Raw genomic sequence first — 24,096 nt, forward strand, 5'->3', positions numbered from 1 at the left:
AGCCGGGGATTTTCTTCAGCGCGCCAGGATCAATCTTCGCGATAACGGCGCAGTTTGAGCTGCTTGCCAGCGACACGGGTGTCCTTGAGCTTGGTCAGCAGACGCTCCAGGCCTTCCTCCGGCAGCTCGACCAGGCTGAAGCTGTCGCGCACCTGGATGCGGCCGATGGCGTCACGGGCCAGGCCGCCCTCGTTGAGGATCGCCCCCAGCAGGTTCTTGGCCGCGATACCGTCACGCGCGCCCAGCGCGGTCCGGCAACGTACACGACCTTCGCCCAGCGGCATCGGTGCACGACGCTCACGCTCACCGCCGCGTTCGCCGCTGCGTTCGGTACGCTCACGCGGAGCACCGTTGGGCACCAGTGGTTGCTCACGCTCAACCGACACCAGGTTCAGCGCCTGACCGTTGGTGGCCTTGCGCAACAGGGCCGAGGCCAAGGCACGTGGCGAGCAGCCGAGGTCGGCGGTCAGGCGGTCGAGCAGTTCGCCATGGCTGGCCTCCGACTCGGCAACCAGCGGCGCCAGGCTGGCGGTGAGCTTCTTGATGCGTGCATCGAGAACGGCCTGAGGGCCTGGCAAGCGGGCTTCGGCAACCTTCTGCCCGGTGACACGCTCGATCAGTTGCAGCATGCGACGCTCGCGCGGCGTTACCAGCAACAGTGCACGACCATCGCGACCGGCACGGCCAGTACGACCGATACGGTGCACGTAGGACTCAGGGTCGTACGGCATGTCGACGTTGAACACGTGGGTGATACGTGGCACGTCCAGACCACGGGCCGCGACGTCGGTGGCGACGACGATGTCCAGGCGGCCATCCTTGAGCGACTCGATGACGCGCTCACGCTGGTTCTGGGCGATGTCGCCGTTCAGCGCAGCGGCCTTGTAGCCTTTGGCTTCCAGGGCGGCGGCCAGGTCCAGGGTGGCTTGCTTGGTACGCACGAAGGCGATCAGCGCATCGAACTCTTCGACTTCCAGCAGACGCAGCACGGCCGGGATCTTCTGGTCGGCGTGGACCATCAGGTGAGCCTGATCGATGGCGGTGACGGTCTGGGTCTTGCTCTGGATCTTGACGTGCTTGGGGTCACGCAGGTGACGCTCGGCGATCGAACGGATCGACGACGGCAGGGTGGCCGAGAACAGCACGGTCTGACGGGTTTCGGGAATGGCGTCGAAGATGACTTCCAGGTCATCCATGAAGCCGAGCTTGAGCATCTCGTCGGCTTCGTCCAGCACCAGGTACTTGACCGTGGACAGGACTTTTTCGTCGCGGCGCAGGTGGTCGCACAGACGGCCCGGAGTGGCGACGACGATCTGTGCGCCATTGCGGATGGCTTTGAGCTGTGGGCCCATCGGGGCGCCACCATACACGGCCACCACGTTCACGCCTGGCATCTGCTTGGCGTAGGTTTCGAAGGCCGTGGCTACTTGCAGCGCCAACTCACGGGTTGGCGCAAGGATCAGGGCTTGCGGTTCGCGCTTGCTCACATCAATGCCGTTGAGCACCGGCAGGGCGAAGGCAGCGGTCTTGCCGGTGCCAGTCTGCGCCTGGCCGATCATGTCGTGACCGGCGAGGATGATCGGGATCGATTGTTGCTGAATGGCCGAAGGCTCTTCGTAGCCGGTAGCGACTACGGCAGCAACGATATTCGGATTGAGATCGAGAGCGGCGAATCCGCCGGTTTCCTGGGTCATGGGTCTGCCTCTAGAGTGCATCCGCAAAGACCCATGCTCCAAAGCTGCACATTGCCTTGAAAGACCAGAAGGTCACCCAGGCAGCTTTGGCGGCGGGGATTTGCGAAGACGATTGAAAAAGGAACGTGTGAGAGGGTCCGCCTAGCGGACGTACAGCCGAAGCTGGACTCGGAGGATTTGCACCGCCTGATTTTGCGGTCCGCTAAAAGACCGGCGCGTACTATATACGAATTGGTGCAATGACGTGAGGAAAATTTTCACCAGCAAAGTCCAGCAGGCGACCGGGCTGAATCGTTTCCCCGCACAGGTGCCTTTCGCCGTTCAGGAGGCTGGGCGAATCGCCCGTACCAGCCCTTGCAGGCTGTAGCCCAACCGCGGCGCCAGGGCTTCAGCGCGAGCCTGCAACGCGTCAAGATCGAGGGTCTGCTGCAGATCGGCCGGCACCAGCACGATGACGTTGCCCTCATTGACCGGCAGCTCCCAGTAGTGCCGGTGGTACAGGCCTCGCAGCAGCGCTGCCCCCAGCGGCTTGCCGTCATCCCCCGCCCACTGATTGATGACCAGCCAGCCATCAGGGTTGAGCTGCTTCTGGCAGTCCTCCAGAAACCGCCAGGCCAGGTGCGCGACACCTGGGCCGTGATCGGTATACAGGTCGACGAACAGCAGGTCGGTCTTCTCGGCGCTGGGCAACAACTGCATGGCATCGCCAATGCGCACGTAGAGACGCGGATCATCGTCCAACCCCAGGTACTCCATGGCCAGGCGCGGCACATCAGGGCGCAGCTCGATGACCTCGACGTCCTCCAGCGGCAGGAACTTCAGGCAAGCCTGGGTCAGGGTGCCGGCGCCAAGCCCCAGAAACAGCGCAGTTTCCGGCTGCGTATGGCACAAGGCGCCGACCAGCATGGCGCGGGTGTAGTCGTACTCCAGCCAGGCGGGGTCGGCGGTGAAGGTGCAGCTCTGCTCGATAGCATCGCCGAATTCGAGAAAGCGGTAGTCATCGACTTCGTACACGCTGATGACGCCAAAGGCGTCTTCGACCCGGGCCAGCAGCCGTTCCTCACGCTCGGTGGTCATGCTCGCTCCTGTTCGCCCCGGCAAAAGCCGGCATTGTCCGCCAATGCCGGCAGTGCAACAAGCGCGCAGGCAGCTGATAGGATGGCAGCCTGACCTTCAGCCACCCGACCGAGCCTGTACATGAGCCAACCCTGGAGCCCCGACAGCTGGCGCGCCTTGCCGATCCAGCAGCAACCGATCTACCCTGACGCCGCCCATCTGGCACGGGTCGAGCAGAGCTTGGCGAGCTACCCGCCCCTGGTATTCGCAGGCGAAGCGCGCGAGCTGCGCAGGCAGTTCGCCGAGGTCACCGAGGGCCGCGCATTCCTGCTGCAGGGCGGCGATTGCGCCGAAAGCTTCGCCGAGTTCAGCGCCGCGAAGATTCGCGACACCTTCAAGGTGCTGCTGCAGATGGCCATCGTCATGACCTTCGCCGCTGGCTGCCCGGTGGTCAAGGTCGGGCGCATGGCCGGGCAGTTCGCCAAGCCGCGCTCGAGCAACGACGAAACCCTGGGCCAGGTCACCCTGCCCGCCTACCGCGGCGATATCGTCAACGGCATCGGCTTCGACCCCGTCAGTCGGGTGCCCGATCCTGAGCGCCTGTTGCAGGCCTACCATCAGTCCACCGCCAGCCTCAACTTGCTGCGTGCGTTCGCCCAGGGCGGCTTTGCCGACCTGCACCAGGTGCACAAGTGGAACCTCGACTTCATCGCCAACTCGGCGCTAGCCAACAAGTATCACCAGCTGGCCGATCGCATCGATGAGACCCTGGCGTTCATGCGCGCCTGTGGCCTGGACAGCGCCCCGCAACTGCGCGAAACCAGTTTCTTCACCGCCCATGAAGCGCTCTTGCTCAACTACGAGCAGGCCTTCGTGCGCCAGGACAGCCTCACCGGTGATCACTACGATTGTTCGGCGCACATGCTGTGGATCGGCGACCGCACCCGCCAACTCGATGGCGCCCACGTGGAGTTTCTGCGCGGCGTGCATAACCCTATCGGGGTCAAGGTAGGTCCCAGCATGCAAACCGACGAGCTGATCTGCCTGATCGATACGCTCAACCCGAGCAACGACCCAGGACGGCTCAACCTGATCGTGCGCATGGGCGCAGGCAAGGTCGGTGAACACCTGCCGCGGCTGATCCGCAGCGTCGAGCAGGAGGGGCGCAAGGTGCTGTGGAGTTCCGACCCGATGCACGGCAACACCATCAAGGCCAGCAGCGGCTACAAGACCCGCGATTTCGCGCAGATCCTCGACGAAGTGAAGCAGTTCTTCCAGGTGCACCAGGCCGAAGGCAGCTACGCGGGCGGCATCCATATCGAGATGACCGGACAGAACGTCACCGAATGCATCGGTGGCGCACGGCCGATTACCGAGGATGGTCTGTCAGATCGCTACCACACCCATTGCGACCCGCGACTCAATGCCGATCAGTCGCTGGAGCTGGCCTTCCTCATCGCCCAGACCCTCAAGGATGTGCGCCGCTAGCCGAGCGTACCCGCCGCTGCCCGCGAGGCAGCGGCCTCAAACCTCGAGCGCCAGCATCACCGCGCACACCAGCAGAAAGCCGCAGAACAGCCCGCGCAGCAGTTTTTCCGGCATCGCGTGGGCCAGCTTCACCCCCCAACTGATGCTCAACAGCCCGCCGATCGCCATGGGAATGGCCACCGACCAGATCACGTTGCCATGCACCGCATAGGTGACCAAGGTCACGAAGGTGCTGGGCGCCGCCAGCGACAGCGACAGGCCCTGGGCCACCACTTGGGTGGTACCGAACACGCTGGTGAGGATGGGCGTGGCAACCACCGCTCCGCCGACACCGAGCAGACCGCCCATGGCGCCGGAAAAACTGCCCAGCGCCGCCAGCCAGGGCCAGCCATAACGCAGTTGCGGGCTCGGGGTAGCGCTGCGCATGAACAGGCGCGCGACATTCCACACCGCCAGTACCAGCAGAAAACCGATGAAGCCCAGGCGCATGGACTGGGCGTCCAGACCCACCGCCCAGATCGAGCCGAGCCAGGCGAAAACGAAGCTGCACACGGCCAGCGGCAGGGCGTGGCGCAGCTCGATGCGGTTGCGCTGGTGGTAGCGCCACAGAGCCAACAGCACGTTCGGCACCACCATGACCAGCGCCGTGCCTTGGGCCATCTGCTGATCGAGCCCGAACAACACCCCCAGCGCCGGAATGGCGATCAAGCCACCGCCAATACCGAACAAGCCACCCACGGTTCCCAGTCCCGCGCCCAATATCACGTACATCAACCACTCGAACATCACACGACCTGCTTCTTCGGATAAGCGCGCATGCTAACAGCACGACGTGCTGGGGAAACGTTTGGCAACAAATACTGGCGTGCAAAACGTGGATATCCGCCGCTTGGATCAGCGAAGCGATTAGCGGCATGGCGACTCGGCTGCGGTAGAACAATCACGCGAGTCCTTCACGGCGCAGGTCGCAGGCACGGTCGACATGAATTTGAAACGAACTCTCGCGCACCTTCGCTGCTCGAAATTGCTAGAGCCGTTCTAGAGCGGTGCCGGCGTGTATCTGGCCCTGCGTAACGAGCTGCGATGGCCACCAGCCGCCTCGAGCCTGCTGGGTATTTCCGACATCTCGATTTCAAGGACCTGCATGAACGCCGATATCAAAGCCCCCCGAGATGAGTTGCTGCTGGATAACCAGGTGTGCTTCGCCCTGCACTCGACCTCATTGATGATGACCAAGGTCTACAAGCCACTGTTGCAGAAGCTCGGGCTGACCTACCCGCAGTACCTGGCCATGCTGGTGCTGTGGGAGCAGGACGAGCTCACCGTTGGCGAAATCAGCCATCGCCTGCTGACCGATCCCGGCTCACTGACGCCACTGCTCAAGCGCCTGGAAAGCGAAGGGCTGCTCAAGCGCACACGCAGCCGCGACGATGAGCGGGTGGTGATCGTGGAGTTGACCAGCCGTGGCAAAACGTTGCGCGACAAAGCCCAGCACATGCCGCAGTCGATCACTGAGGCCAGTGGTCGCACGGCGGAGCGGCTGCGGGCATTGCAGGCGGAGCTGGTGGAGATTCGTGCCAGCCTGCAGAAAAATCTATAAATGGCGGACACAAAAAAACCCGGCCTGAGCCTGGTGTTGTTCATTCATGGAATCAGGGCCACCAGGCGGGCCTTCGCGGCTGAAACCGCCCCTACACGATAGGCAAAACCTGTAGGAGCGGCTTTCGCCGCGAAGGACTGCGAAGCAGTCCCGATCAACGTGATCTCACGCTCGATTGAACGACACTAGACCCGAACCGGGCTTTGAGGGTCGCAAGAAGGACTACTTCTTGGAGCGGCCCTTGAAGCTGCCATCACGGGTGTCGATGTCGATCATTTCGTCGATCTCGATGAAGTCGGCAACCGAGATCTCGGTACCGTTCTGCAGCTTGGCCGGCTTCATGACCTTGCCCGAGGTATCGCCACGTGCGGCGTTCTCGGTGTAGACGACTTTACGGCTGATGGTGGTCGGCAGCTCTACCGATACCAGACGCTCTTCGAAGAACACGGCTTCGCAAACGTCGGTCATGCCTTCTTCGATGTACGGCAGAACAGCTTCGATGTCCTCGGCGTTCAGCTCGTACATGGTGTAGTCGGTGGTGTCCATGAAGGTGTAGGAGTCACCGCTGATGAACGACAGAGTGGCTTCCTTGCGATCAAGGATCACGTCGTCCAGCTTGTCGTCGGCACCGTAGACGGTCTCAGTCTTGTAACCGGTCAGCAGGTTTTTCAGCTTGGTCTTCATGATCGCGCTGTTGCGACCCGACTTGGTGAACTCAGCTTTCTGAACCAGCCACGGGTCGTTGTCGATCCGCAGGACGGTGCCGGGTTTCAGTTCTTTACCAGTTTTCATTACGCAATTTCCGAATCTGGGGGGATTTGTAAAAATCGAGGCCGCGTATCATATCCAATTTCGGTAAAACTGCACCAGCGCCGTGGCAAGGTCGGGTCGTGCTGCCTGCCGCGCGCACCATTGCGTCGCATGCGCCTGCAGTTCAGCCCAGTGGCGTTGCAGCCCGATCCATGCCGAGGCCATGTCGCGATCCATGTTCCAGGCCCGCCACAGCTCCCGCAACGCCGCCTCAGCGTCCATCGGCAGGCCCTGGCAGTAGAGATCCAGAAACGCCTCAAGCTTGTCCCAGTGTGCGTTTTCATCCTGCACGTAGATGTGCCACAGCAACGGTACCGCCGCCCACTGCCCGCGCACGAACGAATCCTCACCGCGCACGGCGTTGAAATCACAGCTCCACAGCAGCCGGTCGTAGTCTTGCTGGCTGACGAACGGCAACACCTGCACAGTGAGTGCGCCGCGTTGGCGAACATCACCGGCAACCAGCTGCGTGTCGCCGAACCAGGCGCACAGATCTGCAACGATGCGCCCCTCGGGCACCAGCACCTGCCAGGCCTGCTCACCTTCGGCGATGGCCTGCAGCCAGGCGCCAAGCTGGGTGTTCTCGTAGGCGAACAGGGATAGCAGCCGGGCATTGGGCTGAACCTGCACACCCAGTTCGGCGAGAAACGCCTGACGCCTCAGCGGGTCGGCCCGAAATGCGCTGCGCCGCGCCAGCAGGTCGGTTTCCCGCAGCAGGCCACCGGTGCCAGCGGTGAAACCTGGAAAAAAGAACCAGCGGCGCAGCCCGTTCGGCTGCGGCGAGGCCAGGCCGTGGCAACCGTCGACCCACGCTTCGGCGCTGAGGTACTCCAGGTTCAGCCACAACACTGGCTGCGGCTGCTGGGCCAAGGCTTCGACCAAGGGTGCCGGCAAGGCGCAGCCAAACGCGCCGATCACCACGCTGCCGGGAGCGTGCGGCGGCCAGGGCGAGGCCCAGCGGCGCACCTGCACACCCTGCACTGTCTGGCTCTCGGCCTGAACATCGGCCTGTGGACACAAACGGGCGAATGCCGACAGATCGTCTACCCACAGCCGCACCGCCAACCCATGCTCGGCAGCCAGTTGCCGGGCCAGGCGCCATGTCACACCAATGTCCCCGTAGTTGTCGACCACGGTGCAGAAGATGTCCCAGGTGGGTTTCACGGCGACTCCTGATGAAAAAGCGCTGATTTTGCGGGCAAAGCCTGGGTGGCGATAGCGCAACGCTGAAATTTCCTGCCACTGCGTGCGACAATGCCGGTCACTTTCCCGTCAGGCAGGAGGCCAGCATGGCACACGAACGCATCTCGACTGCACCTTTGAGCCCTGCCCGACTGACCCTGTGCGTGGCCCTGGGTATCTGGCTGGGGGGTCTCGCCTTGGCCTGCTCATTGGGCTTGCTCGCTTGGCTTTGGCCGCAGCCGCTGCTAGCCGTCGCGACAGTCCCTGCAGCTGTCAGCACTCAGGCGGCGCCCGCAGCCCCGGCTGACGCTCAACAAGCGATGTTCGAACGCTACCAGCAACGCCTGCAGGCCCCGCCTGCCGCCCCCAATCAGCCGTCGGCGCCTGGCGCGGGTAAACTCAACGATCCGAAATGCCAGTTCTGGCTGGAACAGCAGCGCACGGCCGCCACTGAAAAGAGCCAGGCCCTCGTAAGAGAATTCTGTCACTGACCATGTACAAGTCCACCTTGCTGGCCCGCATCATCGACACCCTCGCCGACGACGCAGAAACCCTGCGCCGCGCCGCGCAGAGCGCCTACGAAACGGCGACCGCCGAAGAGAATATCGCCGAGAACAAGTACGACACCTTGGGCCTGGAAGCGTCGTACTTGGCCACTGGCCAAGCGCGGCGGACCGCAGAGATACGTCAGTCGCTGCTCACCTACCAGCAACTGCAGTTGCGTGACTACGACCCTGCTTTCGGCATTCGAATGAGCAATCTGCTGGTGCTGGAAGACCCGCAAGGTCAGCAGCGCACGCTGTTTCTCGGCCCCCACGCGGCAGGACTGAACATCATCGAGGGCGGCCAGTTGGTCACGGTGATTACCCCGCGCTCCCCTTTGGGCCAGCAACTGCTGGGCAAGAAGGTCGACGACGAAGTCGCGGTCGCCGGGCAGGCGCTGACAATCATCAGCATCGAATGAATGCGCCGACCCGCACCTGATCCTGTGCAATTTTCCTTTTCTCTGCCAAGAGTCCCGCCATGCACCCTACTCCACTCAGCCGCGCACTGATTCTGCTGATGGCCATCGCCGTCGGCCTTTCTGTGGCGAGCAATTATTACGCCCAGCCCCTGCTGCACAGCATCGCCGAACAGTTCGGCCTGAGCACGGCCAGTGCCGGCACCATCGTCATTACCGCGCAATTGAGTTATGGCGCTGGGTTGCTGCTGCTGGCGCCTCTAGGAGACCTGCTCGAACAGCGCCGGCTGGTGGTCAGCATGATCGCCATCGCCACCCTGGGCCTGGTGGTCAGCGCCTGCGCGCCCAGCGTCACGTGGCTGATCGTCGGCACCGCACTGACCGGACTGTTCTCGGTGGTGGCGCAGATTCTGGTGCCAATGGCAGCAGCCTTGAGCGACCCGGCGCAGCGCGGGCGCACAGTCGGCACGCTGATGAGCGGGTTATTGCTGGGCATTCTGCTGGCGCGCACCGCAGCAGGCCTTGCCGCCGAACTGGGTGGCTGGCGCACCATTTACGTCATCGCTGCCGTGTTGATGACGATCATCGCGGTGACCTTGCTGCGTTGCCTGCCCCGTCATCACAGCCACGCCGGCCTGAGCTATCCGGCGCTGATCGGCTCGGTGTTCCGGCTGTTCATCGAAGAACCGGTACTGCGTCTGCGCTCGCTGCTGGGCATGCTGGCATTCTGCATGTTCGCTTTGTTCTGGACTCCGCTGGCCTTCCTTCTGGCCCGCGAGCCCTATCAGTACTCCGACGCGGTGATCGGCCTGTTCGGCCTAGCAGGCGCCGCCGGGGCGCTGTCGGCCACCTGGGCCGGGCGTCTGGCTGACCGCGGCAAGGGCGGGCTTGGCACCACCGTCGGCCTGGTGGTGCTGTTGCTGTCGTGGATTCCACTGGGCTTTGCCCACGCCTCACTGATTGCGCTGATCGTCGGCGTGCTGCTGCTCGACCTGGCCGTGCAACTGGTGCACGTCGGCAACCAGAATGCCGTGCTGGCCTTGCGCCCCGAGGCTCGCACCCGGCTCAATGCCGGTTATATCACCTGCTACTTCATCGGCGGCGCCGCAGGCTCCTGGCTGGGCTCACAGCTGTTCCAGTGGCGCGGCTGGGAAGCCATCGTCTTCGCCGGCCTGCTGTTAGGCGCCCTGGCGCTGGGGGTATGGTGGCTGGCTGTCGGACGCGCCAGGGCAGCACGTGCGGCGACGTGAACTCATGATGGGCTGACACTGGCCTGGGCCTGTGCCGAACGCGCCGCCTCCTGCGCGTCGGCCAGCCGGTACAGCTCGATCTGCCCGTCCCAGTGCTCGATCAAGGCCGTGCACGACTCCACCCAGTCGCCGCAGTTGAGGTACTCCACCTCCCCCACCTGACGGATTTCGGCATGGTGGATATGCCCGCAGACCACACCCTGGAAGCCGCGGCGGGTGCATTCGTGGGCGATGGCCTGCTCGAAGTCGCTGATGAAGTTCACCGCCCCTTTGACCTTGTGCTTGAGATACGCCGATAGCGACCAATAGCCGTAGCCATAGCGGGCCCGCCAATGGTTGAGCCAGCGGTTGAGCACCAGGCTGATCTCGTAGGCGCGGTCGCCGAGAAACGCCAGCCAACGGTGGCAGCGGGTGATGACATCGAACTGGTCGCCGTGCACCACCAGCAGGCGCCGGCCGTCGGCGGTGAGATGCTCGGCCTCGTCCACCAAGTGGATGTTGCCGAGCATCAGCTTGGAATAACGCCGCAGGAACTCGTCATGGTTGCCGGTGACGTAGATCACCTCGGTGCCACGCTTGCTCATGGTCAGCAAGCGGCGGATGACGTTGGTGTGCGCCTGCGGCCAGTAGATGCCACTGCGCAGCTTCCAGCCATCGATGATGTCGCCGACCAGGTAGATGCGGTCGGCATGATAGGCCTTGAGAAAGCGCGACAGGTGTTCGGCCTGACAGTCACGCGTGCCCAGGTGCACGTCGGAGATCCACAACGTGCGTACCCGCTGTTTGTTCGAGGGGCGGCAGAACTGGGCGTGGGTCATGACAGGCTCCGGCGATTTTGCAGGAGACTGGCAGGTTGATATGACTCAGCCGTGACAGCGTTGTGACCACCCGATTGCCAGCGGTCGGTGACGCTGGCACAAGCGCTCAGCGATCGTTATGGCCCAGATCGCGCTCTGGCTCGATCACATCACGCACCCGCTGCTTGAGCACCTTGGCTTCCGGAAAACCGCCGTCGGTCTTGCGCTCCCACAGCTGCACGCCGTCACAGCAAATCACGAACACCCCGCCGGTGCCCGGCTCCAGCGAGACCTTGCCCAGCGAGTCGCCGAAGGTACTGAGCAGTTCCTGGGCCAGCCAGGCGGCGCGTAGCAGCCATTGGCACTGGGTGCAGTAGGTGATGACGATTTCCGGTTTGTTCGAGGTCATTGACCGCTCCCTTCGGCCAGGCTCAGATGGTGTACGCAGCACTGTGTTCAAGGACGTTCAAGGTTGCCGAGAATCTTCGCATGAACGCGCATGGACACTTCCAGCTCGGCCTCATCGACGCCTTCGAACAGCTCGGCACGCAGCGCATTGGCGATGGTTTCGATCTGTTCGATCAGTGGCTTGGCCGGTGGGCAGAGCAGAATCTTCTTGGCTCGTCGATCTTCCATCACTGCCTGCCGACTGACCAACCCCTGGGCTTCGAGGCTGTCGAGCAGCCGCGCCAGGGTCGGGCCTTCGACGCCCACGCTCTGCGCCAGCTCACGCTGGGTGGGGGGCGCCTCGAAGCGGGCCAGGTGCAGCAGTACCAACCAGCGTGCCTGGGACAGGTTGAGCCCTGCCAGACGTCGATCCAGCTCGGCACGCCAGCCGCGGGACATCTGCGCCAGTTGCATGCCGAAGCGATGTTGGTTGTCGGTCAAAGGCATAAGCAAGAAGATCCATAGAACGTTTTGTCAGGAAGAAGACCATGGCGAGCGCCGCCAGGCAAGCGCGCCCGGGCGATAGCGGGCGCTGATCGCCCGCAGGTACCAGGTTTCACAGTTCGAACTCGGCTGCCAACGCAGCGCGCACGCAATACAGCACCCCTTCCGGAACCCGCGAGGCGAACAACGGCGCGATGGTGGTCACCGGTGGTAGTTCGCCTTCGCCATCGAGGAAGGCATCCTGGATTTCCATCAGCAGATCTTCCGGTAGATCGAGCGCCTGCTCAAGGCTCAGCTCCTGGCGGCCCAGGGCTTCGGCAAGCAGGCTGTAGACATTTTTTTCGCTGCAGTTCAATTGACCGGCGATCTGTGCCGGGGTCATGCCGGCACGGGCCAGACTGATCAGCTCATGGCGCAGGTCGGCTACCGGTTGTGGGGCAGCGCTGGCCTCGCCGGCATTGAGCACTTCCAGGAAGGCCTGGCCATAACGTTCGAGTTTGCGTGCACCGACACCGCTGACCTGGCCCATCTCGCTGAGGCTGGTGGGCTGGCTGCGGAGCATTTCCAGTAGCGTGGAGTCGGGGAAGATGACATACGGCGGCACGCTGTGCTCTTCAGCCAGCTTGCGCCGCAACACCCGCAAGGCCTCCCACAGCTCGCGCTCATCGGCCCGTACCAGCTGGCTCGCCGGGCTACCGCCGGAGGTCTTGGCAACCGTCTGCGGCTTGAGGTCGCGGCGCAGTTGCAGGGTCACCTCGCCACGCAGCAAGGGTCGGCAAGTGTCGGACAGACGCAGGCCGCCATAGCCTTCCAGATCGATGTCCACCAGGCCGCGCGCCACCAACTGGCGGAACAACGAGCGCCACTGGGCTTCATCGGTGCCTTTGCCGACACCGAACACCGCCAGGCGCTCGTGGCCGAAATTGCGTACTTTTTCGTTGTCCTTGCCCAGCAGCACATCGATCAGGTGACCCACGCCGTAGCGCTGGCCGGTGCGGTACACCGCCGACAGCGCCTGGCGCGCAGGCTCCGTGGCGTCCCAGGTCTGCACGTTGTCGACGCAGTTGTCGCAATGGCCGCAGGGCTGCTCGAGGATTTCATCGAAATAGGCCAACAGCGCCTGACGCCGACAACGGGTTTCTTCGCACAGCGCCAGCATGGCATCGAGCTTGTGTTGTTCGACGCGCTTGTGGCGCTCATCGCCCTCGGAGTTCTGCAGCATCTGCTTGAGCATCACCATGTCCTGCAGGCCGTAGGCCATCCAGGCGTCGGCGGGCAGGCCATCACGCCCGGCACGGCCCGTCTCCTGGTAATAGGCTTCGAGCGACTTGGGCAGGTCGAGATGGGCGACGAAGCGCACGTTGGGCTTGTCGATGCCCATGCCGAAGGCAATGGTGGCGACCATGATCAGCCCTTCTTCGTTGAGAAAGCGCTTCTGGTTGGCGGCGCGGGTCTCGGCGGGCAGGCCGGCATGGTATGGCAGCGCCGGAAAGCCCTGTTCGCACAGGTAGGCAGCGGTTTCATCGACCTTCTTGCGCGACAGGCAATAGACGATGCCGGCGTTGCCGCGGCGCTCGCCGAGAAACGCCATGAGCTGCTTGCGCGGCGACTCCTTGGGCACGATGCGATAGAAAATGTTGGGCCGGTCGAAGCTCGAGAGAAAGCGCTCGGCACCTTGCAGGTGCAGGCGCTGGACGATCTCTTCGCGGGTACGCATGTCGGCCGTGGCGGTCAGGGCGATGCGCGGCGTGTGCGGGAACAGTTCGGCGAGCTGGCCCAGTTGCAGGTACTCGGGGCGGAAATCATGCCCCCACTGCGACACGCAATGCGCCTCATCGATGGCGAACAGGGAAACGTCGAGTCCACGCAGAAAATCCAGCATGCGCGGCTGCACCAGTCGCTCGGGGGCCAGGTAGAGCATCTTCAGCTCACCACGGCGCAATCGCCCGGCCAGCTCGCGCTGCTGCTCGGTGCTGAGGGTGGAGTTGAGCGCAGCGGCGGGCACACCCAGCTCGTCGAGGGTCGCGACCTGGTCATCCATCAAGGCGATCAGCGGCGAGACCACGACCGTCAGCCCCGGACGCAGCAGGCCCGGTACCTGGAAGCACAGCGACTTGCCGCCGCCTGTGGGCATCAACACCAGGGCATCGCCGCCATTGGCCACGCACTCGATGATCGCGGCCTGGCGACCTCGGAAGCTGTCGTAACCGAAGACGTCCTTGAGGACGCGCTGAGCCTGTTCGAGCATTTGCCACTCCAATAGATCGCTGTACCGTCCGGCCCACAGGCTGAACGATAAACTCGCCGCGCACACCTGCGAATGCGTAAGCGGCTTTTGCCTGGCGCCGACATTCAGCCGGCAGGCATGAAAAACGGCGGATTATACCTCAGCACCCCTCCGGGCAGGGCAGCCGGTGACAGACGTGTTGCTTTGCCTGCAACGGCGCGCATGGTGCTAGAATTCGGTCATCGTTTATTCCCCCAAGGTAGCCTTTCCAATGTCCTTCGCCGAGCAACTCACCCGCCTGCAAGCCTTCCTCGATGCCGATGAGCTGCACGAAGAAGCACTGGACTATGTCGCCGCCCATGGCTACCTGACTGCGCTGTCGATCAGCGCCGAAGACGTGCCCGAGCGCGAATGGATCGACGCGCTGTTCGCCGAAGAGCCGCACTACGCCAGCGAAGCCCAGCACACCGAGGTCGAGGCCACACTGGTCGCACTGAAGGCGCACATTGCCCGTCAACTGGCCAGCGAAGAAGATTTCGAGCTGCCCTGCGACCTCGATCTGACAGACGAGCCGGACGACTCCGAGCTGCGCGGCTGGTGCATCGGCTTTATGGAGGGGGTGTTCCTGCGCGAAGAGATCTGGTTCGAAAACGCCGAAGAAGAAGTCAGCGAGATGCTCCTGCCGATCATGGTCGGATCGGGCTTGTTCGACGAGCAACCCGAGTTCGCCGACATCGCCAGCAACGCCAACCTGCAGGACGACATGATCGTGCAGATTCCTGAAGCGCTGACCGCGTTGTTCCTGTTGCTGCACGCACCTGACGAGAAGCCGGCGCTGCTCAAGCCACGCCATCACTGATCATCGCCATGCGCTACCTGCTGCTGGCCATCGGCTGGCTGAGCGTCGCGCTGGGGGTGGTGGGCATCTTCCTCCCGGTGTTGCCTACCACCCCGTTTCTGCTGCTGGCCGCAGCCTGCTTTGCGCGCAGCTCGCCGCGCTTTCATCGCTGGCTGGTCAGCCACCCACGCCTGGGTCCCTGGATTGCCGACTACCTTGGCGGACAAGGCATGCCGCGCAAGGCCAAGGTGTACGCCATCACGCTGATGTGGACGAGCATCGCCCTGTCCTGCTACCTGGTCCCGCTGTTCTGGGCGCGGGCCTTCATGCTCACCAGCGCGGTGCTGGTGTCGCTGTACATCCTCAAGCAGAAAACCCTGCAGCGCGCTGGCTGAGCGGCGACGATCAGTTCGGCAAATCCCTGGGTATTTCCCACCCCCCTCAGACTTGAACCGATACCAATCGCACGCTATCAAAGCCAGTCTGTCCATCAGAGTTGCCCACGGCACTTCGATGCTGCCACCTCCTCCACTGCACAAGGACCCCACCATGTCCCATAGCAACCGCCGTTTCCTGCTCGCCAAGCGCCCATCCGGCGCCGTGCGCCGCGATGACTTCAGCTTCGAAAAGGCCGATATCCAGGCGCCTGCCGAGGGTCAGGTGCAGGTGAAGAATCTGTACCTGTCCCTCGATCCGGCCATGCGCGGCTGGATGAACGAAGGCAAGTCGTACATTCCGCCCGTAGGCCTGGGCGAGGTCATGCGCGCACTGGGCGTGGGCGAAGTGGTCGCCTCGCGCCACCCGGACTTCGCTGTCGGCGACCACGTCGGCGGCACGCTCGGCGTGCAGGATTTCTTCACCGGCGAGCCCAGCGGCCTACAGAAGATCGACCCATCGCTGGCACCGCTGCCGCGCTATTTGTCCGCCTTGGGCATGACCGGCATGACCGCCTACTTCGCCCTGCTGGAAGTGGGCCAGCCCAAGGCCGGCGACACGGTGGTGATTTCCGGCGCTGCCGGCGCGGTCGGCAGCATTGCCGGACAGATCGCCAAGCTCAAAGGCTGCCGCGTGGTCGGCATCGCCGGCGGCGCGCAGAAGTGCCAGTACCTGAAAGATGAGCTCGGCTTCGATGGCGTCATCGACTACAAGGCCGAAGACGTGCTGGAGGGCCTCACGCGCGAATGCCCGAAAGGCGTCGATGTGTATTTCGACAACGTCGGCGGCGACATCCTCGATGCCGTACTGTCACGCATCAACCTCAGGGCGCGCATCGTCATCTGCGGCGCCATCAGCCAGTACAACAACAAGGATGCGGTCAAAGGCCCGGCCAACTACCTGGCATTGCTGGTCAACCGCGCACGCATGGAAGGCTTCATCGTCTTCGACCACATCCACAACTACCCCAAAGCCGCCAAGGAAATGGCCGGCTGGCTGGCCAGCGGCGAGGTCAAGAGCAAGGAAGATGTGGTTGAGAGCCTGGAAACCTTCCCCGAGACCCTGCTCAAGCTGTTCAGCGGCGAGAACTTCGGCAAGCTGGTGCTGAAAGTCTGACGAAGCAGCCGGGGCGCCAGCATACGTGCCCCGCTCCGCATCTAGGCCTTAGCCGCGAATCTCGGCCACCACTGCGGCCAGGGCCTGGGCCGGATCGGCTGCCTGGCTGATCGGACGACCGATCACCAGGTAGTCGGACCCTGCTTCCAGCGCCTGGCGCGGGGTGAGGATACGCCGTTGATCATCCTGGGCACTGCCGGCAGGCCGAATACCCGGCGTCACCAGCTGCAGCGAAGGGTGCGCAGCCTTCAGCGCCCCCGCCTCCAGGGCCGAGCACACCAGACCGTCCATACCTGCCCGTTCGGCCAGCGCCGCCAGGCGCAGCACCTGCTCCTGTGGCTCGACATCCAGGCCGATGCCGGCCAGGTCGTCACGTTCCATGCTGGTCAGCACGGTCACGCCGATCAGCAGTGGCTGCGGGCCGCTGCGCTTGGCCAGCACTTCGCGGCATGCCGACATCATTCGCAGGCCGCCCGAGCAATGCACGTTGACCATCCACACGCCCATCTCTGCAGCAGCCTGAACCGCCATCGCCGTAGTGTTGGGGATGTCGTGAAACTTGAGGTCGAGGAATACTTCGAAGCCCTTGTCGCAGAGGGTCTCGACGATACCCGCAGCGCTACTGGTGAACAGCTCCTTGCCGACCTTGACCCGGCACAGCGCAGGATCGAGTTGGTCAGCCAGCTTCAGGGCAGCATCACGGGTAGGAAAATCCAGGGCGACGATCAGGGGCGTCTGGCAGGCGGACATGGTCAGGTCTCTTGGCAAGTCGAAAACGGCGCGCATTGTAAACGAATCGTCTTGGGCATGGGGCGCCGCGGATCAGCAATCGAGGACGGCGACCTATAATGGAACCATTGCCCTCGGCCATCGCTCAACATGGCATGGCACCGCCCACCCCGTCAGATGGAGAACGACAATGCCTTGGTATGCCTGGTTGATCCTGATCGTGGCCATCGGCTCGATCGTCGGCGGTCTGATGATGCTGCGCGACACGGCCAAGAAAGTGCCGTTGACCGAAGAACAGCTGAAGAAGGTTCATGAACGCAACGCCCAGGCTGACGCCCAGGACGCCCGAGACCGCTAATGACGCTTGCATGAAAACGGGCCGCTGAATGCGGCCCGTTTCGTTGACGCCAGCAGTCGGTGGCGCGACTACTGAACCATCAGCCTGCCGCGGTTGCGCTCCAGCAAAGCGCTGCCGATGCCCTTAATTTCCAGCAGCTCATCCACTGACGTGAAGGGGCCATGAGCATCGCGATACGCGACGATGGCGTCGGCCTTGGCCTTACCGATGCCAGCCAGTTCCTTCTGCAACGTCAGCGCATCAGCCTTGTTGAGGTCCACCCGTGCCATGGCCATTGCGCCGTGGTCGGCCATCTTTGTGGTTTGCATGTCCTGCGCCGGAATCATCTCACCCTGCATGGCCATCTCCCCGGCCATCGAAGTCGACTGGCTCGTAGTGGCCGCAGCACTTGCACCCACCGAAAACAGCAGACCGGCGAACACAGGGATGAGGGTTGCAAAGACGGTTTTACGCATGGGAGCACTCCTTGTGGAATTGAATGGTCAGCCGCGCCAAAGCAGCTGCCTAGACAACCTAGCGGCGTCCCACACAGGCATTCAACGGCTTTTGGAAGGGAATGATTACCAGATCGGACGTCCTAGGCAGGGCGTCGAACAGCACCCATGGCGGAAAAGAAATTGCCGATTGCAAACTCTATTACGAGACTGGAAATCGACGCTGTCAAACAACTCGAACAAACTGTGGTCAATAGGTCAGACGCGCCCCACGTAAACTCACTGACCCTCCAGGTGAATGACTTAACCCTCGACTCCGCATGATTCAACACCGCTATAATCTACAGCGATTTTACGCGGGCCCGATCGAACCTCGGGCTCATCGCCTCGCCTACAAGTACTCGGATTTTTACAGCGGTTCGCACCCACCGCACGAACTAGGACACGAAGATGAAGCGACACCGCCAGCGCTCAGCCACGCGCGGGATCGCATCTGGTTCGTCTAAACAACCCTTCATTCAGGCGCCTATCGAGACATCTATGCATTCACCAATCGACACACGCTGCTTCAAAGCCTACGACATCCGCGGCCAGGTCCCACGCGACCTTGATGAAGAGATCGCCTACCGTATCGGTCGCGCACTGGTAGCTGAATTGGGTGGCAACAGCTTCGTTGTCGGGCGGGACATGCGCCTGGAAAGCCCAGCACTGTGCGCAGCCTTGGCTAAGGGCATCACCGAGGCGGGCGCCAACGTCATCGATATCGGCCTTTGCGGCACGGAGGAAATTTATTTCGCCACCAGCTACCATGAGGCGGATGGTGGGGTCATGGTCACCGCTAGCCACAACCCTAAAGGCTACAATGGGATGAAGCTGGTTCGTGAGCAGTCTCGCCCCATCAGTGGCGACACCGGGCTCAACGACATCAAGCGCCGAGTGGAAACGGGCGATTTGGGGACGCTTGCCAGTACAGCCGGCTCCATCCGCCAAGCGCTGGATAAGACTGCTTACATTGACCACCTACTGAGCTACATCGACCTCACGGCCCTCAAACCACTGAAAGTGCTGGCAGACCCGGGGAATGGAGCGGCGGGTCCAGTCATCGAGCTTTTAAGTAAGCGGCTGCCCATCGATATCACCATCATCAATGGTGAACCGGATGGCAATTTCCCCAACGGCATCCCGAATCCACTGCTGCCGGAGAATCGATCCATCACACGTCAGGCCGTTCTGGATCATGGGGCGGATATGGGCATTGCATTCGACGGCGACTTCGACCGCTGCTTCTTCTTTGATAGCACAGGACGCTTCATTGAAGGCTACTACGTTGTCGGCTTATTGGCAGAAATGCTACTTGCAGATAATCCACGCAGTAAGATCATCCACGATCCGCGTTTGACCTGGAATACCATCGAGCAAGTTAGCACTGCGGGCGGTATTGCCATCCAGAGCAAGACGGGTCATGCCTTCATCAAGGAACGTATGCGTATGGAGGATGCAGTGTACGGCGGTGAAATGAGCGCTCACCACTACTTCCGTGACTTCGCATACTGCGACAGCGGCAATATTCCGTGGCTGCTAGTGGCGGCACTGATGAGCCGGTCGGGTAAAAGTCTTGCCGAATTGGTGGATGAGCGCATTGACGCATTTCCTTGCAGCGGGGAAATCAACTACGAGGTTGCAGACGTCGCCGGGGCGCTAGAAAAGGTTCTGTCACATTATCTGCCGCTTGGCCCGACAGTGGATCGAACTGACGGCATCAGCGTGGAGTTCGCTCAGTGGCGCTTCAGCTTGCGAGGTTCGAACACCGAACCGCTGCTGCGATTGAACGTTGAAACGCGTGCGGACAAGGCCTTGGTAGAGGCACGCGTCGCTGAAATCGCTCGATTGATACAAAGCTGATCAGCGGCTGGCACAGAACTCACCCCGCCCTTCAACCAGCCTTTTTCAGGCCGAGCCAACGACACTCTGAGCCCCCCAGGCGCCTGCCAGAAACGGTTGCATGCCTTACCGCAGCTTGCAAAAACGGCTCATGCATAGCTCTAGCTTGCCGGTTCTGTTACCTGTGTACTGTAGCGTTCTGCAATGAGCGCTACAGGTTTGCGCATGATGCATGGAGTGCATTTACACACGCACTGCCGCAATCGTTGGTAAAAGCGCCTCTGTCGAAATGCGTGAAACACCATGGATGAACCTTCTCCGATTGACAGCATCAAAGCCGCAGCCGGGGCACAGGAATACTGCCTGCCACGGTAAATCGTTGACACTCTTGAGAGCGGCAGTGGGAAAAATGTTGAGCATGAAGATGAGGGAACCATTTTGAGTCGCGGTTTTCAAAGGCGCAGACCTTGGCTGGACAGGCAAGCGCCTTGACGCTCACACCGCTGCGCGCTTAACCTCGCAGCCTTTAGAACAGGGACAATTCGGGATTTTCCGATGATTCGCTCGTTTCCGGGCGATCCTTGAAAGATGAATTCCGGTGCGCACCCGCGCGCCGCACTGGTTTACGGTCGCGATCTTGAAACCTAGATCCTCTTTACAGATTCAGAAATCCGTCATTTTCGCGCTCGTATTGCGAGAGGCACGTGCACGGATTGGCGACAGCCGAATGGGCGCTGTATGGATGTTGTTTGAACCCATTGTTCACTTGTTGTTGTTTTCTCTACTCTTTTCATTACTTCGCGGGCGCACGGTGGCTGGGGTTGAATACCCAGTCTTCATTCTGGTAGGGATGGCACCCTTCCTACTGTATCGAAATACAGCTACACGCCTGATGGACAGCCTGAGAGAGAACCGCTCTTTGTTCGGCTACAAACAGATCAAGCCTTTGGATACCTACGTAGCACGAGTGATCGTCGAGAGCTGCACCTCCGCAACGGTCTACGCAATTCTGGTTTTTGGTTTCGCCTGGTTTGGATTCGACATGTCTGTCCACCGCCCGATCGAATGGATCGGTACGCTGTTACTGGGCTTAGGGTTCGCTTTTGGCTTGGGGATGCTGCTTGCATTGATCACGCACGCGATGCCTAGCCTCAAGATGATCATTCGCATGGCCTTTTTCCCACTGTACTTCATTTCAGGGGTGCTGATCCCAGCCAGCTACCTGCCACAGGCGATGATGCCAATTCTGTTACTTAACCCATTTCTCCATATTCTCGAACTGATCCGAGCTGAAGTACTACCGCATTATGTACCGGTAGATGGAGTGTCCGCCACTTACGTAGGCAGCTTCACAATAGTGCTGCTGTTTCTTTCGCTAGGAGCATATCGAGCCCGTCGTATGCATCTGGTTTCTACTAAAAACGGTTGAGTGGATCGTCACGTGTTCGAACTAAGAAATGTCACCAAGTCTTATCTGACACCGAAAGGACGTCGATTTATCTTTCGCAACCTTTCGCTCAGCATTCCACCGGGTAAAAACATTGGGCTGATTGGCCGTAACGGTGCCGGCAAGTCGACGCTGATGAATCTACTGGGCGGTGCTGATGTGCCCGACTCTGGAGTTATCGCCACGGACAGGAGCATCTCATGGCCTGTGGGTCTGTCAGGCGGCTTTCAAGGCAGCATGACCGGTCGTGACAACGTTAAATTTGTCTGTAGGGTATACGGCGCTACCGGCGAGGACATGAGAGAAAAGGTTCGCTATGTACAAGAATTTGCCGAGATCGGAGACTGGATTGACGAACCCATCAAAACCTATTCTTCTGGTATGCGGTCGCGGGTTGGATTTGGTCTAAGCATGGCGTTCGATTTCGACTACTACCTGATCGACGAAGTTATGTCAGTGGGCGACGCCCAGTTCCGCAGAAAGTGCAATGAAGTCTTTCAAGAAAAAATGAAAAAGTCCAACATTGTTTTAGTATCGCATAACATGCCCGAGATTAAAAAGCTTTGCGACATCGTACTCCTGGTAAAAGACGGCCAGATTCTAAAATTTGACGATGTCGAAGAAGGGATCAAGGCATATAACGACTGAGAAACTATAAGCCATTTAACGACGTTGACAGTTTGACTTCAAGGGCACATCAAACTATGAGCAGTACCAGTAAAAAGAAGCAATGGGGATTGGCATTTTTAATGCTGGCGCTGCCAATGATCCTGGCAGCCATCTACTACGGCGGGTTTGCCAAAGATCGCTTTGTCAGCACGGCACAAGTAGTAGTGCGACAGGACGGTGGCAATCAGAGTGCGCAGATACCCGGACTGGCAACACTTCTGACAGGTGCCAACCCTGCTTCTCGTGAAGAAACGCTGTACTTGAGGGAGTACATCACGTCGATGGACATGATGCTGCTCTTGGAAAATCGCCTACAGTGGATTGAGCAGTATTCGGAGCAAACCAGCGATCTGTTCTTTTGGCTCGACCAGGACGCAGCGCGCGAAGACTTACTGAAGTACTATCAACGCATGGTGTCGGCACATTATGACGAGACCACAGGCTTGCTGCGGGTTGAAGTTCAAGCGTTCACCCCAGAGCTTTCCGAGCAAATGCTACGCGTTATCCTTCAAGCCAGCGAAAATTTTGTCAACGAGGTAAGCCACAACATAGCCCGGGAACAAATGAAGTTTGCCCAGGGCGAACTGGATACCGCGCGGAAGAAATACGCCAAACAAAAGACCGAGTTACTTAGCTTCCAGAATACCAACAAGGTCCTAGATGGCAAAACCACCGCCCAGAGTCGCGCTACCATCATCGCAGAACTGGAAGGTCAGTACACTAAAGAGCAAGCAGCGCTGACAGAAATGTCGTTCAAACTCCGGGGCGATGCACCGCAAGTTCGCCAGCAAAAACAGCGGGTTGAGGCGATCACGCGACAACTGGATAAAGAAAAGCGCCTGCTGGTGTCTTCACCTGAAGGAACACAACTGAACGTCGTCGCATCGCGCTATCAACAATTGACGCTGGATGCAGGGATTGCCGAAGAAATTTATAAAACGGCCGTGGCAGCTGTGGATAATGCGCGTATTGAGGCTAGCAAGAAGATCCGCACCTTAGTGACTGTAGTCAGTCCCAACTCTCCACAAATCGCCTTGTATCCGGAAAGACTGTACAATCTAGCGACTATTATGCTGGGCCTTCTGATGCTCTACGGCATCACACGCTTCATTCTGGCTTCCATCGAGGATCATCGTGATTAATTCTCTGGCTAAGAAAACGGTTCTGAATGCGAAGCTGGCCGCACTGGCGCTGGCAGTTCTCGGACTCGCAGGTTGCGGAGGGGCGGTTTCAGGTGCCGGCCCGTACAAAGGCTCGATCGAGAGCAAAAATGAGACCTACAACCTTGTAGATATCAATGCCAGCACCATTACCCCCTATATGGCTGGCGTACCCAGACCTGTATTAACCAACATTACCAAACCGCGTTCGGCGGAGGTTCGTCTGGCCCCAGGTGACACTTTGAGTGTGCTGATCGCAGATACTGCGCCAGAGGGTTCGGCAGTTTTCGCCCCTCTCGCCTCCGGTGGCACCCAGCTGAACACGCGAATCGATACCGAGGGCATGCTTTCGTTGCCCTACGTGGGTCGTCAATTCGTCGCGGGCATGACGCTGAACCAAGTTGAAAACATGATTCGTCGTGAACTCAAGGGCATCACCACCGATGTTCAAACTCACGTCGAACTGGTGGGCGATCTGTCTGGCTCGGTGCTGGTTGCCGGCGCCGTAAAAAAGCCAGGCCGCTTCAGCACTCTTCAGGGCCCGCTGACGCTTCTCGATGCTGTTAATCAGGCAGGCGGACCTGTGATGGAACCCCATCTGGTCAATGTCACGGTGCGCACCGGCACCGAGTCCCAACAGTTCAACTACGAAGACGTTCTGGCAGGCAATAACATGATCCTGCGACCTAACTCCGAGGTTGTCCTGGATCGAGCACGTCAACGCTTCGTGGCCATGGGTGCAGTTTCCGAACCCGGCCTCAAGGACCTTCCTGGTCAGAACACCAGCTTGCTGGATGCTTTGGGTAGCGTCGGCGGGCTCCGTGAAGCAAACGCCAACCCGGAAGGCGTATTCGTATTCAGGATGGGAAGCGGTCCAAAAGGCAAACCCACCGTGCTGCGCTTGAACATGCGTGATCCGGCGGCCCTATTCTATGCAAGACAAATCGTGATCAAGCCTGACGATACTATTTACGTAACAAATGCTGCTGTATACGAATGGCAAAAAGTCATATCGCCTATCGTCCAGACGATGCTGCTCGGTCGCACGACTGGCATCTATAACTAAATTCCTC

General features: G+C 60.8%; 24 protein-coding genes and 1 pseudogene. 14 read left to right on the forward strand and 11 right to left on the reverse strand.

Annotated features, from left to right (window positions below; all coding sequences use genetic code 11):
• Positions 1-29: 29 nt before the first annotated feature.
• Together LK03_RS20805 and LK03_RS20810 are read right to left on the reverse strand one after the other, a co-directional pair.
• Positions 30-1,729 (reverse strand): annotated as a pseudogene (locus LK03_RS20805) (DEAD/DEAH box helicase).
• Between the two features lie 286 nt (positions 1,730-2,015).
• On the reverse strand, positions 2,016-2,771 hold the full coding sequence (locus LK03_RS20810) for a spermidine synthase (RefSeq protein WP_038414412.1): 756 nt from the start codon (positions 2,769-2,771) through the stop codon (positions 2,016-2,018).
• A gap of 120 nt (positions 2,772-2,891) precedes the next feature.
• Between LK03_RS20810 and LK03_RS20815 the strand changes: the two genes are divergently transcribed.
• Positions 2,892-4,238 carry a class II 3-deoxy-7-phosphoheptulonate synthase gene (locus LK03_RS20815; RefSeq protein ID WP_038414413.1) on the forward strand — a complete coding sequence of 449 codons (1,347 nt, stop codon included), beginning with the start codon at positions 2,892-2,894 and terminating at the stop codon, positions 4,236-4,238.
• A gap of 36 nt (positions 4,239-4,274) precedes the next feature.
• Here the strand turns inward: LK03_RS20815 and LK03_RS20820 are convergent, their stop codons facing one another.
• Positions 4,275-5,024: a sulfite exporter TauE/SafE family protein gene (locus tag LK03_RS20820; RefSeq protein ID WP_038414414.1), complete on the reverse strand. Its 750-nt coding sequence runs from the start codon at positions 5,022-5,024 to the stop codon at positions 4,275-4,277.
• Positions 5,025-5,382: 358 nt separating this feature from the next.
• Here LK03_RS20820 and LK03_RS20825 point away from each other — a divergent pair, with 358 nt between their 5' ends.
• Positions 5,383-5,838: a MarR family winged helix-turn-helix transcriptional regulator gene (locus tag LK03_RS20825; RefSeq protein ID WP_038414415.1), complete on the forward strand. Its 456-nt coding sequence runs from the start codon at positions 5,383-5,385 to the stop codon at positions 5,836-5,838.
• 222 nt (positions 5,839-6,060) lie between these two features.
• On the opposite strand, the gene efp is transcribed toward LK03_RS20825, so the two are convergent.
• Together efp and earP are read right to left on the reverse strand one after the other, a co-directional pair.
• Positions 6,061-6,630: an elongation factor P gene (gene efp / locus LK03_RS20830; protein ID WP_038414417.1), complete on the reverse strand. Its 570-nt coding sequence runs from the start codon at positions 6,628-6,630 to the stop codon at positions 6,061-6,063.
• Between the two features lie 48 nt (positions 6,631-6,678).
• Entirely contained in the window at positions 6,679-7,812 is a 1,134-nt protein-coding gene (earP, locus tag LK03_RS20835) for an elongation factor P maturation arginine rhamnosyltransferase EarP (RefSeq protein WP_038414418.1), read from the reverse strand.
• Positions 7,813-7,937: 125 nt separating this feature from the next.
• Between earP and LK03_RS20840 the strand changes: the two genes are divergently transcribed.
• The 3 genes from LK03_RS20840 to LK03_RS20850 are packed head-to-tail and all read left to right on the forward strand — an operon-like array spanning position 7,938 to position 10,041.
• Positions 7,938-8,321, forward strand: coding sequence for a hypothetical protein (locus tag LK03_RS20840; protein WP_038414419.1), 384 nt, complete (start codon positions 7,938-7,940; stop codon positions 8,319-8,321).
• 2 nt (positions 8,322-8,323) lie between these two features.
• A complete protein-coding gene (locus LK03_RS20845; protein WP_038414420.1) occupies positions 8,324-8,794 on the forward strand; it encodes a GreA/GreB family elongation factor in 471 nt (156 codons plus the stop codon).
• Positions 8,795-8,853: 59 nt separating this feature from the next.
• On the forward strand, positions 8,854-10,041 hold the full coding sequence (locus LK03_RS20850; RefSeq protein ID WP_038414421.1) for an MFS transporter: 1,188 nt from the start codon (positions 8,854-8,856) through the stop codon (positions 10,039-10,041).
• A gap of 2 nt (positions 10,042-10,043) precedes the next feature.
• Here LK03_RS20850 and LK03_RS20855 read toward each other — a convergent pair whose 3' ends face one another.
• The 4 genes from LK03_RS20855 to recQ all read right to left on the reverse strand — a co-directional run bounded on the left by LK03_RS20855 (position 10,044) and on the right by recQ (position 13,977).
• Complete coding sequence (locus LK03_RS20855) at positions 10,044-10,859, reverse strand: UDP-2,3-diacylglucosamine diphosphatase (protein WP_038414422.1); 816 nt, start codon at positions 10,857-10,859, stop codon at positions 10,044-10,046.
• A 106-nt stretch (positions 10,860-10,965) separates the two neighbouring features.
• Entirely contained in the window at positions 10,966-11,247 is a 282-nt protein-coding gene (locus LK03_RS20860; RefSeq protein WP_038414426.1) for a SelT/SelW/SelH family protein, read from the reverse strand.
• 47 nt (positions 11,248-11,294) lie between these two features.
• Positions 11,295-11,732: a MarR family transcriptional regulator gene (locus LK03_RS20865; protein ID WP_028694891.1), complete on the reverse strand. Its 438-nt coding sequence runs from the start codon at positions 11,730-11,732 to the stop codon at positions 11,295-11,297.
• A gap of 109 nt (positions 11,733-11,841) precedes the next feature.
• Entirely contained in the window at positions 11,842-13,977 is a 2,136-nt protein-coding gene (gene recQ / locus LK03_RS20870) for a DNA helicase RecQ (RefSeq protein WP_038414428.1), read from the reverse strand.
• 250 nt (positions 13,978-14,227) lie between these two features.
• Here recQ and LK03_RS20875 point away from each other — a divergent pair, with 250 nt between their 5' ends.
• From LK03_RS20875 to LK03_RS20885, 3 genes are all read left to right on the forward strand, one after another.
• Positions 14,228-14,815, forward strand: coding sequence for a UPF0149 family protein (locus LK03_RS20875; RefSeq protein WP_038414430.1), 588 nt, complete (start codon positions 14,228-14,230; stop codon positions 14,813-14,815).
• An 8-nt stretch (positions 14,816-14,823) separates the two neighbouring features.
• A complete protein-coding gene (locus tag LK03_RS20880; RefSeq protein WP_038414431.1) occupies positions 14,824-15,189 on the forward strand; it encodes a YbaN family protein in 366 nt (121 codons plus the stop codon).
• A gap of 154 nt (positions 15,190-15,343) precedes the next feature.
• Entirely contained in the window at positions 15,344-16,345 is a 1,002-nt protein-coding gene (locus tag LK03_RS20885) for an NADP-dependent oxidoreductase (RefSeq protein ID WP_038414432.1), read from the forward strand.
• Between the two features lie 48 nt (positions 16,346-16,393).
• Here LK03_RS20885 and pyrF read toward each other — a convergent pair whose 3' ends face one another.
• Entirely contained in the window at positions 16,394-17,095 is a 702-nt protein-coding gene (gene pyrF / locus LK03_RS20890; RefSeq protein WP_038414433.1) for an orotidine-5'-phosphate decarboxylase, read from the reverse strand.
• A 169-nt stretch (positions 17,096-17,264) separates the two neighbouring features.
• Between pyrF and LK03_RS22100 the strand changes: the two genes are divergently transcribed.
• Complete coding sequence (locus LK03_RS22100) at positions 17,265-17,432, forward strand: DUF2897 family protein (protein WP_081673751.1); 168 nt, start codon at positions 17,265-17,267, stop codon at positions 17,430-17,432.
• Between the two features lie 68 nt (positions 17,433-17,500).
• On the opposite strand, the gene LK03_RS20895 is transcribed toward LK03_RS22100, so the two are convergent.
• Positions 17,501-17,887: a ComEA family DNA-binding protein gene (locus LK03_RS20895; protein ID WP_038414434.1), complete on the reverse strand. Its 387-nt coding sequence runs from the start codon at positions 17,885-17,887 to the stop codon at positions 17,501-17,503.
• 519 nt (positions 17,888-18,406) lie between these two features.
• On the opposite strand from LK03_RS20895, the gene LK03_RS20900 reads away from it, so the two are divergent.
• From LK03_RS20900 to LK03_RS20920, 5 genes are all read left to right on the forward strand, one after another.
• Complete coding sequence (locus LK03_RS20900; RefSeq protein WP_038414435.1) at positions 18,407-19,768, forward strand: phosphomannomutase/phosphoglucomutase; 1,362 nt, start codon at positions 18,407-18,409, stop codon at positions 19,766-19,768.
• Between the two features lie 577 nt (positions 19,769-20,345).
• Positions 20,346-21,176: an ABC transporter permease gene (locus tag LK03_RS20905; RefSeq protein WP_240478634.1), complete on the forward strand. Its 831-nt coding sequence runs from the start codon at positions 20,346-20,348 to the stop codon at positions 21,174-21,176.
• Positions 21,177-21,188: 12 nt separating this feature from the next.
• On the forward strand, positions 21,189-21,842 hold the full coding sequence (locus LK03_RS20910) for an ABC transporter ATP-binding protein (RefSeq protein WP_038414436.1): 654 nt from the start codon (positions 21,189-21,191) through the stop codon (positions 21,840-21,842).
• 56 nt (positions 21,843-21,898) lie between these two features.
• Positions 21,899-23,005: an ABC transporter permease gene (locus LK03_RS20915; protein WP_038414437.1), complete on the forward strand. Its 1,107-nt coding sequence runs from the start codon at positions 21,899-21,901 to the stop codon at positions 23,003-23,005.
• On the forward strand, positions 22,998-24,089 hold the full coding sequence (locus LK03_RS20920) for a polysaccharide biosynthesis/export family protein (protein ID WP_038414438.1): 1,092 nt from the start codon (positions 22,998-23,000) through the stop codon (positions 24,087-24,089). The genes LK03_RS20915 and LK03_RS20920 overlap by 8 nt, the downstream gene beginning before the upstream one ends.
• Positions 24,090-24,096: the final 7 nt, after the last annotated feature.

The sequence above is a fragment of the Pseudomonas cremoricolorata genome (assembly GCF_000759535.1).
Taxonomy (GTDB): Bacteria; Pseudomonadota; Gammaproteobacteria; order Pseudomonadales; family Pseudomonadaceae; genus Aquipseudomonas; species Aquipseudomonas cremoricolorata_A.

Coding starts and splice junctions, on each gene's coding strand:
- LK03_RS20900 (WP_038414435.1), top strand. CDS start 18,407: ATGCATTCACCAATCGACACACGCTGCTTCAAAGCCTACGACATCCGC.
- LK03_RS20825 (WP_038414415.1), top strand. CDS start 5,383: ATGAACGCCGATATCAAAGCCCCCCGAGATGAGTTGCTGCTGGATAAC.
- LK03_RS20875 (WP_038414430.1), top strand. CDS start 14,228: ATGTCCTTCGCCGAGCAACTCACCCGCCTGCAAGCCTTCCTCGATGCC.
- LK03_RS20865 (WP_028694891.1), bottom strand. CDS start 11,732: ATGCCTTTGACCGACAACCAACATCGCTTCGGCATGCAACTGGCGCAG.
- LK03_RS20820 (WP_038414414.1), bottom strand. CDS start 5,024: ATGTTCGAGTGGTTGATGTACGTGATATTGGGCGCGGGACTGGGAACC.
- LK03_RS20810 (WP_038414412.1), bottom strand. CDS start 2,771: ATGACCACCGAGCGTGAGGAACGGCTGCTGGCCCGGGTCGAAGACGCC.
- LK03_RS20915 (WP_038414437.1), top strand. CDS start 21,899: ATGAGCAGTACCAGTAAAAAGAAGCAATGGGGATTGGCATTTTTAATG.
- LK03_RS20850 (WP_038414421.1), top strand. CDS start 8,854: ATGCACCCTACTCCACTCAGCCGCGCACTGATTCTGCTGATGGCCATC.
- LK03_RS20895 (WP_038414434.1), bottom strand. CDS start 17,887: ATGCGTAAAACCGTCTTTGCAACCCTCATCCCTGTGTTCGCCGGTCTG.
- efp (WP_038414417.1), bottom strand. CDS start 6,630: ATGAAAACTGGTAAAGAACTGAAACCCGGCACCGTCCTGCGGATCGAC.
- LK03_RS20840 (WP_038414419.1), top strand. CDS start 7,938: ATGGCACACGAACGCATCTCGACTGCACCTTTGAGCCCTGCCCGACTG.
- LK03_RS22100 (WP_081673751.1), top strand. CDS start 17,265: ATGCCTTGGTATGCCTGGTTGATCCTGATCGTGGCCATCGGCTCGATC.
- LK03_RS20855 (WP_038414422.1), bottom strand. CDS start 10,859: ATGACCCACGCCCAGTTCTGCCGCCCCTCGAACAAACAGCGGGTACGC.
- recQ (WP_038414428.1), bottom strand. CDS start 13,977: ATGCTCGAACAGGCTCAGCGCGTCCTCAAGGACGTCTTCGGTTACGAC.
- LK03_RS20845 (WP_038414420.1), top strand. CDS start 8,324: ATGTACAAGTCCACCTTGCTGGCCCGCATCATCGACACCCTCGCCGAC.
- pyrF (WP_038414433.1), bottom strand. CDS start 17,095: ATGTCCGCCTGCCAGACGCCCCTGATCGTCGCCCTGGATTTTCCTACC.
- LK03_RS20880 (WP_038414431.1), top strand. CDS start 14,824: ATGCGCTACCTGCTGCTGGCCATCGGCTGGCTGAGCGTCGCGCTGGGG.
- LK03_RS20815 (WP_038414413.1), top strand. CDS start 2,892: ATGAGCCAACCCTGGAGCCCCGACAGCTGGCGCGCCTTGCCGATCCAG.
- LK03_RS20885 (WP_038414432.1), top strand. CDS start 15,344: ATGTCCCATAGCAACCGCCGTTTCCTGCTCGCCAAGCGCCCATCCGGC.
- LK03_RS20860 (WP_038414426.1), bottom strand. CDS start 11,247: ATGACCTCGAACAAACCGGAAATCGTCATCACCTACTGCACCCAGTGC.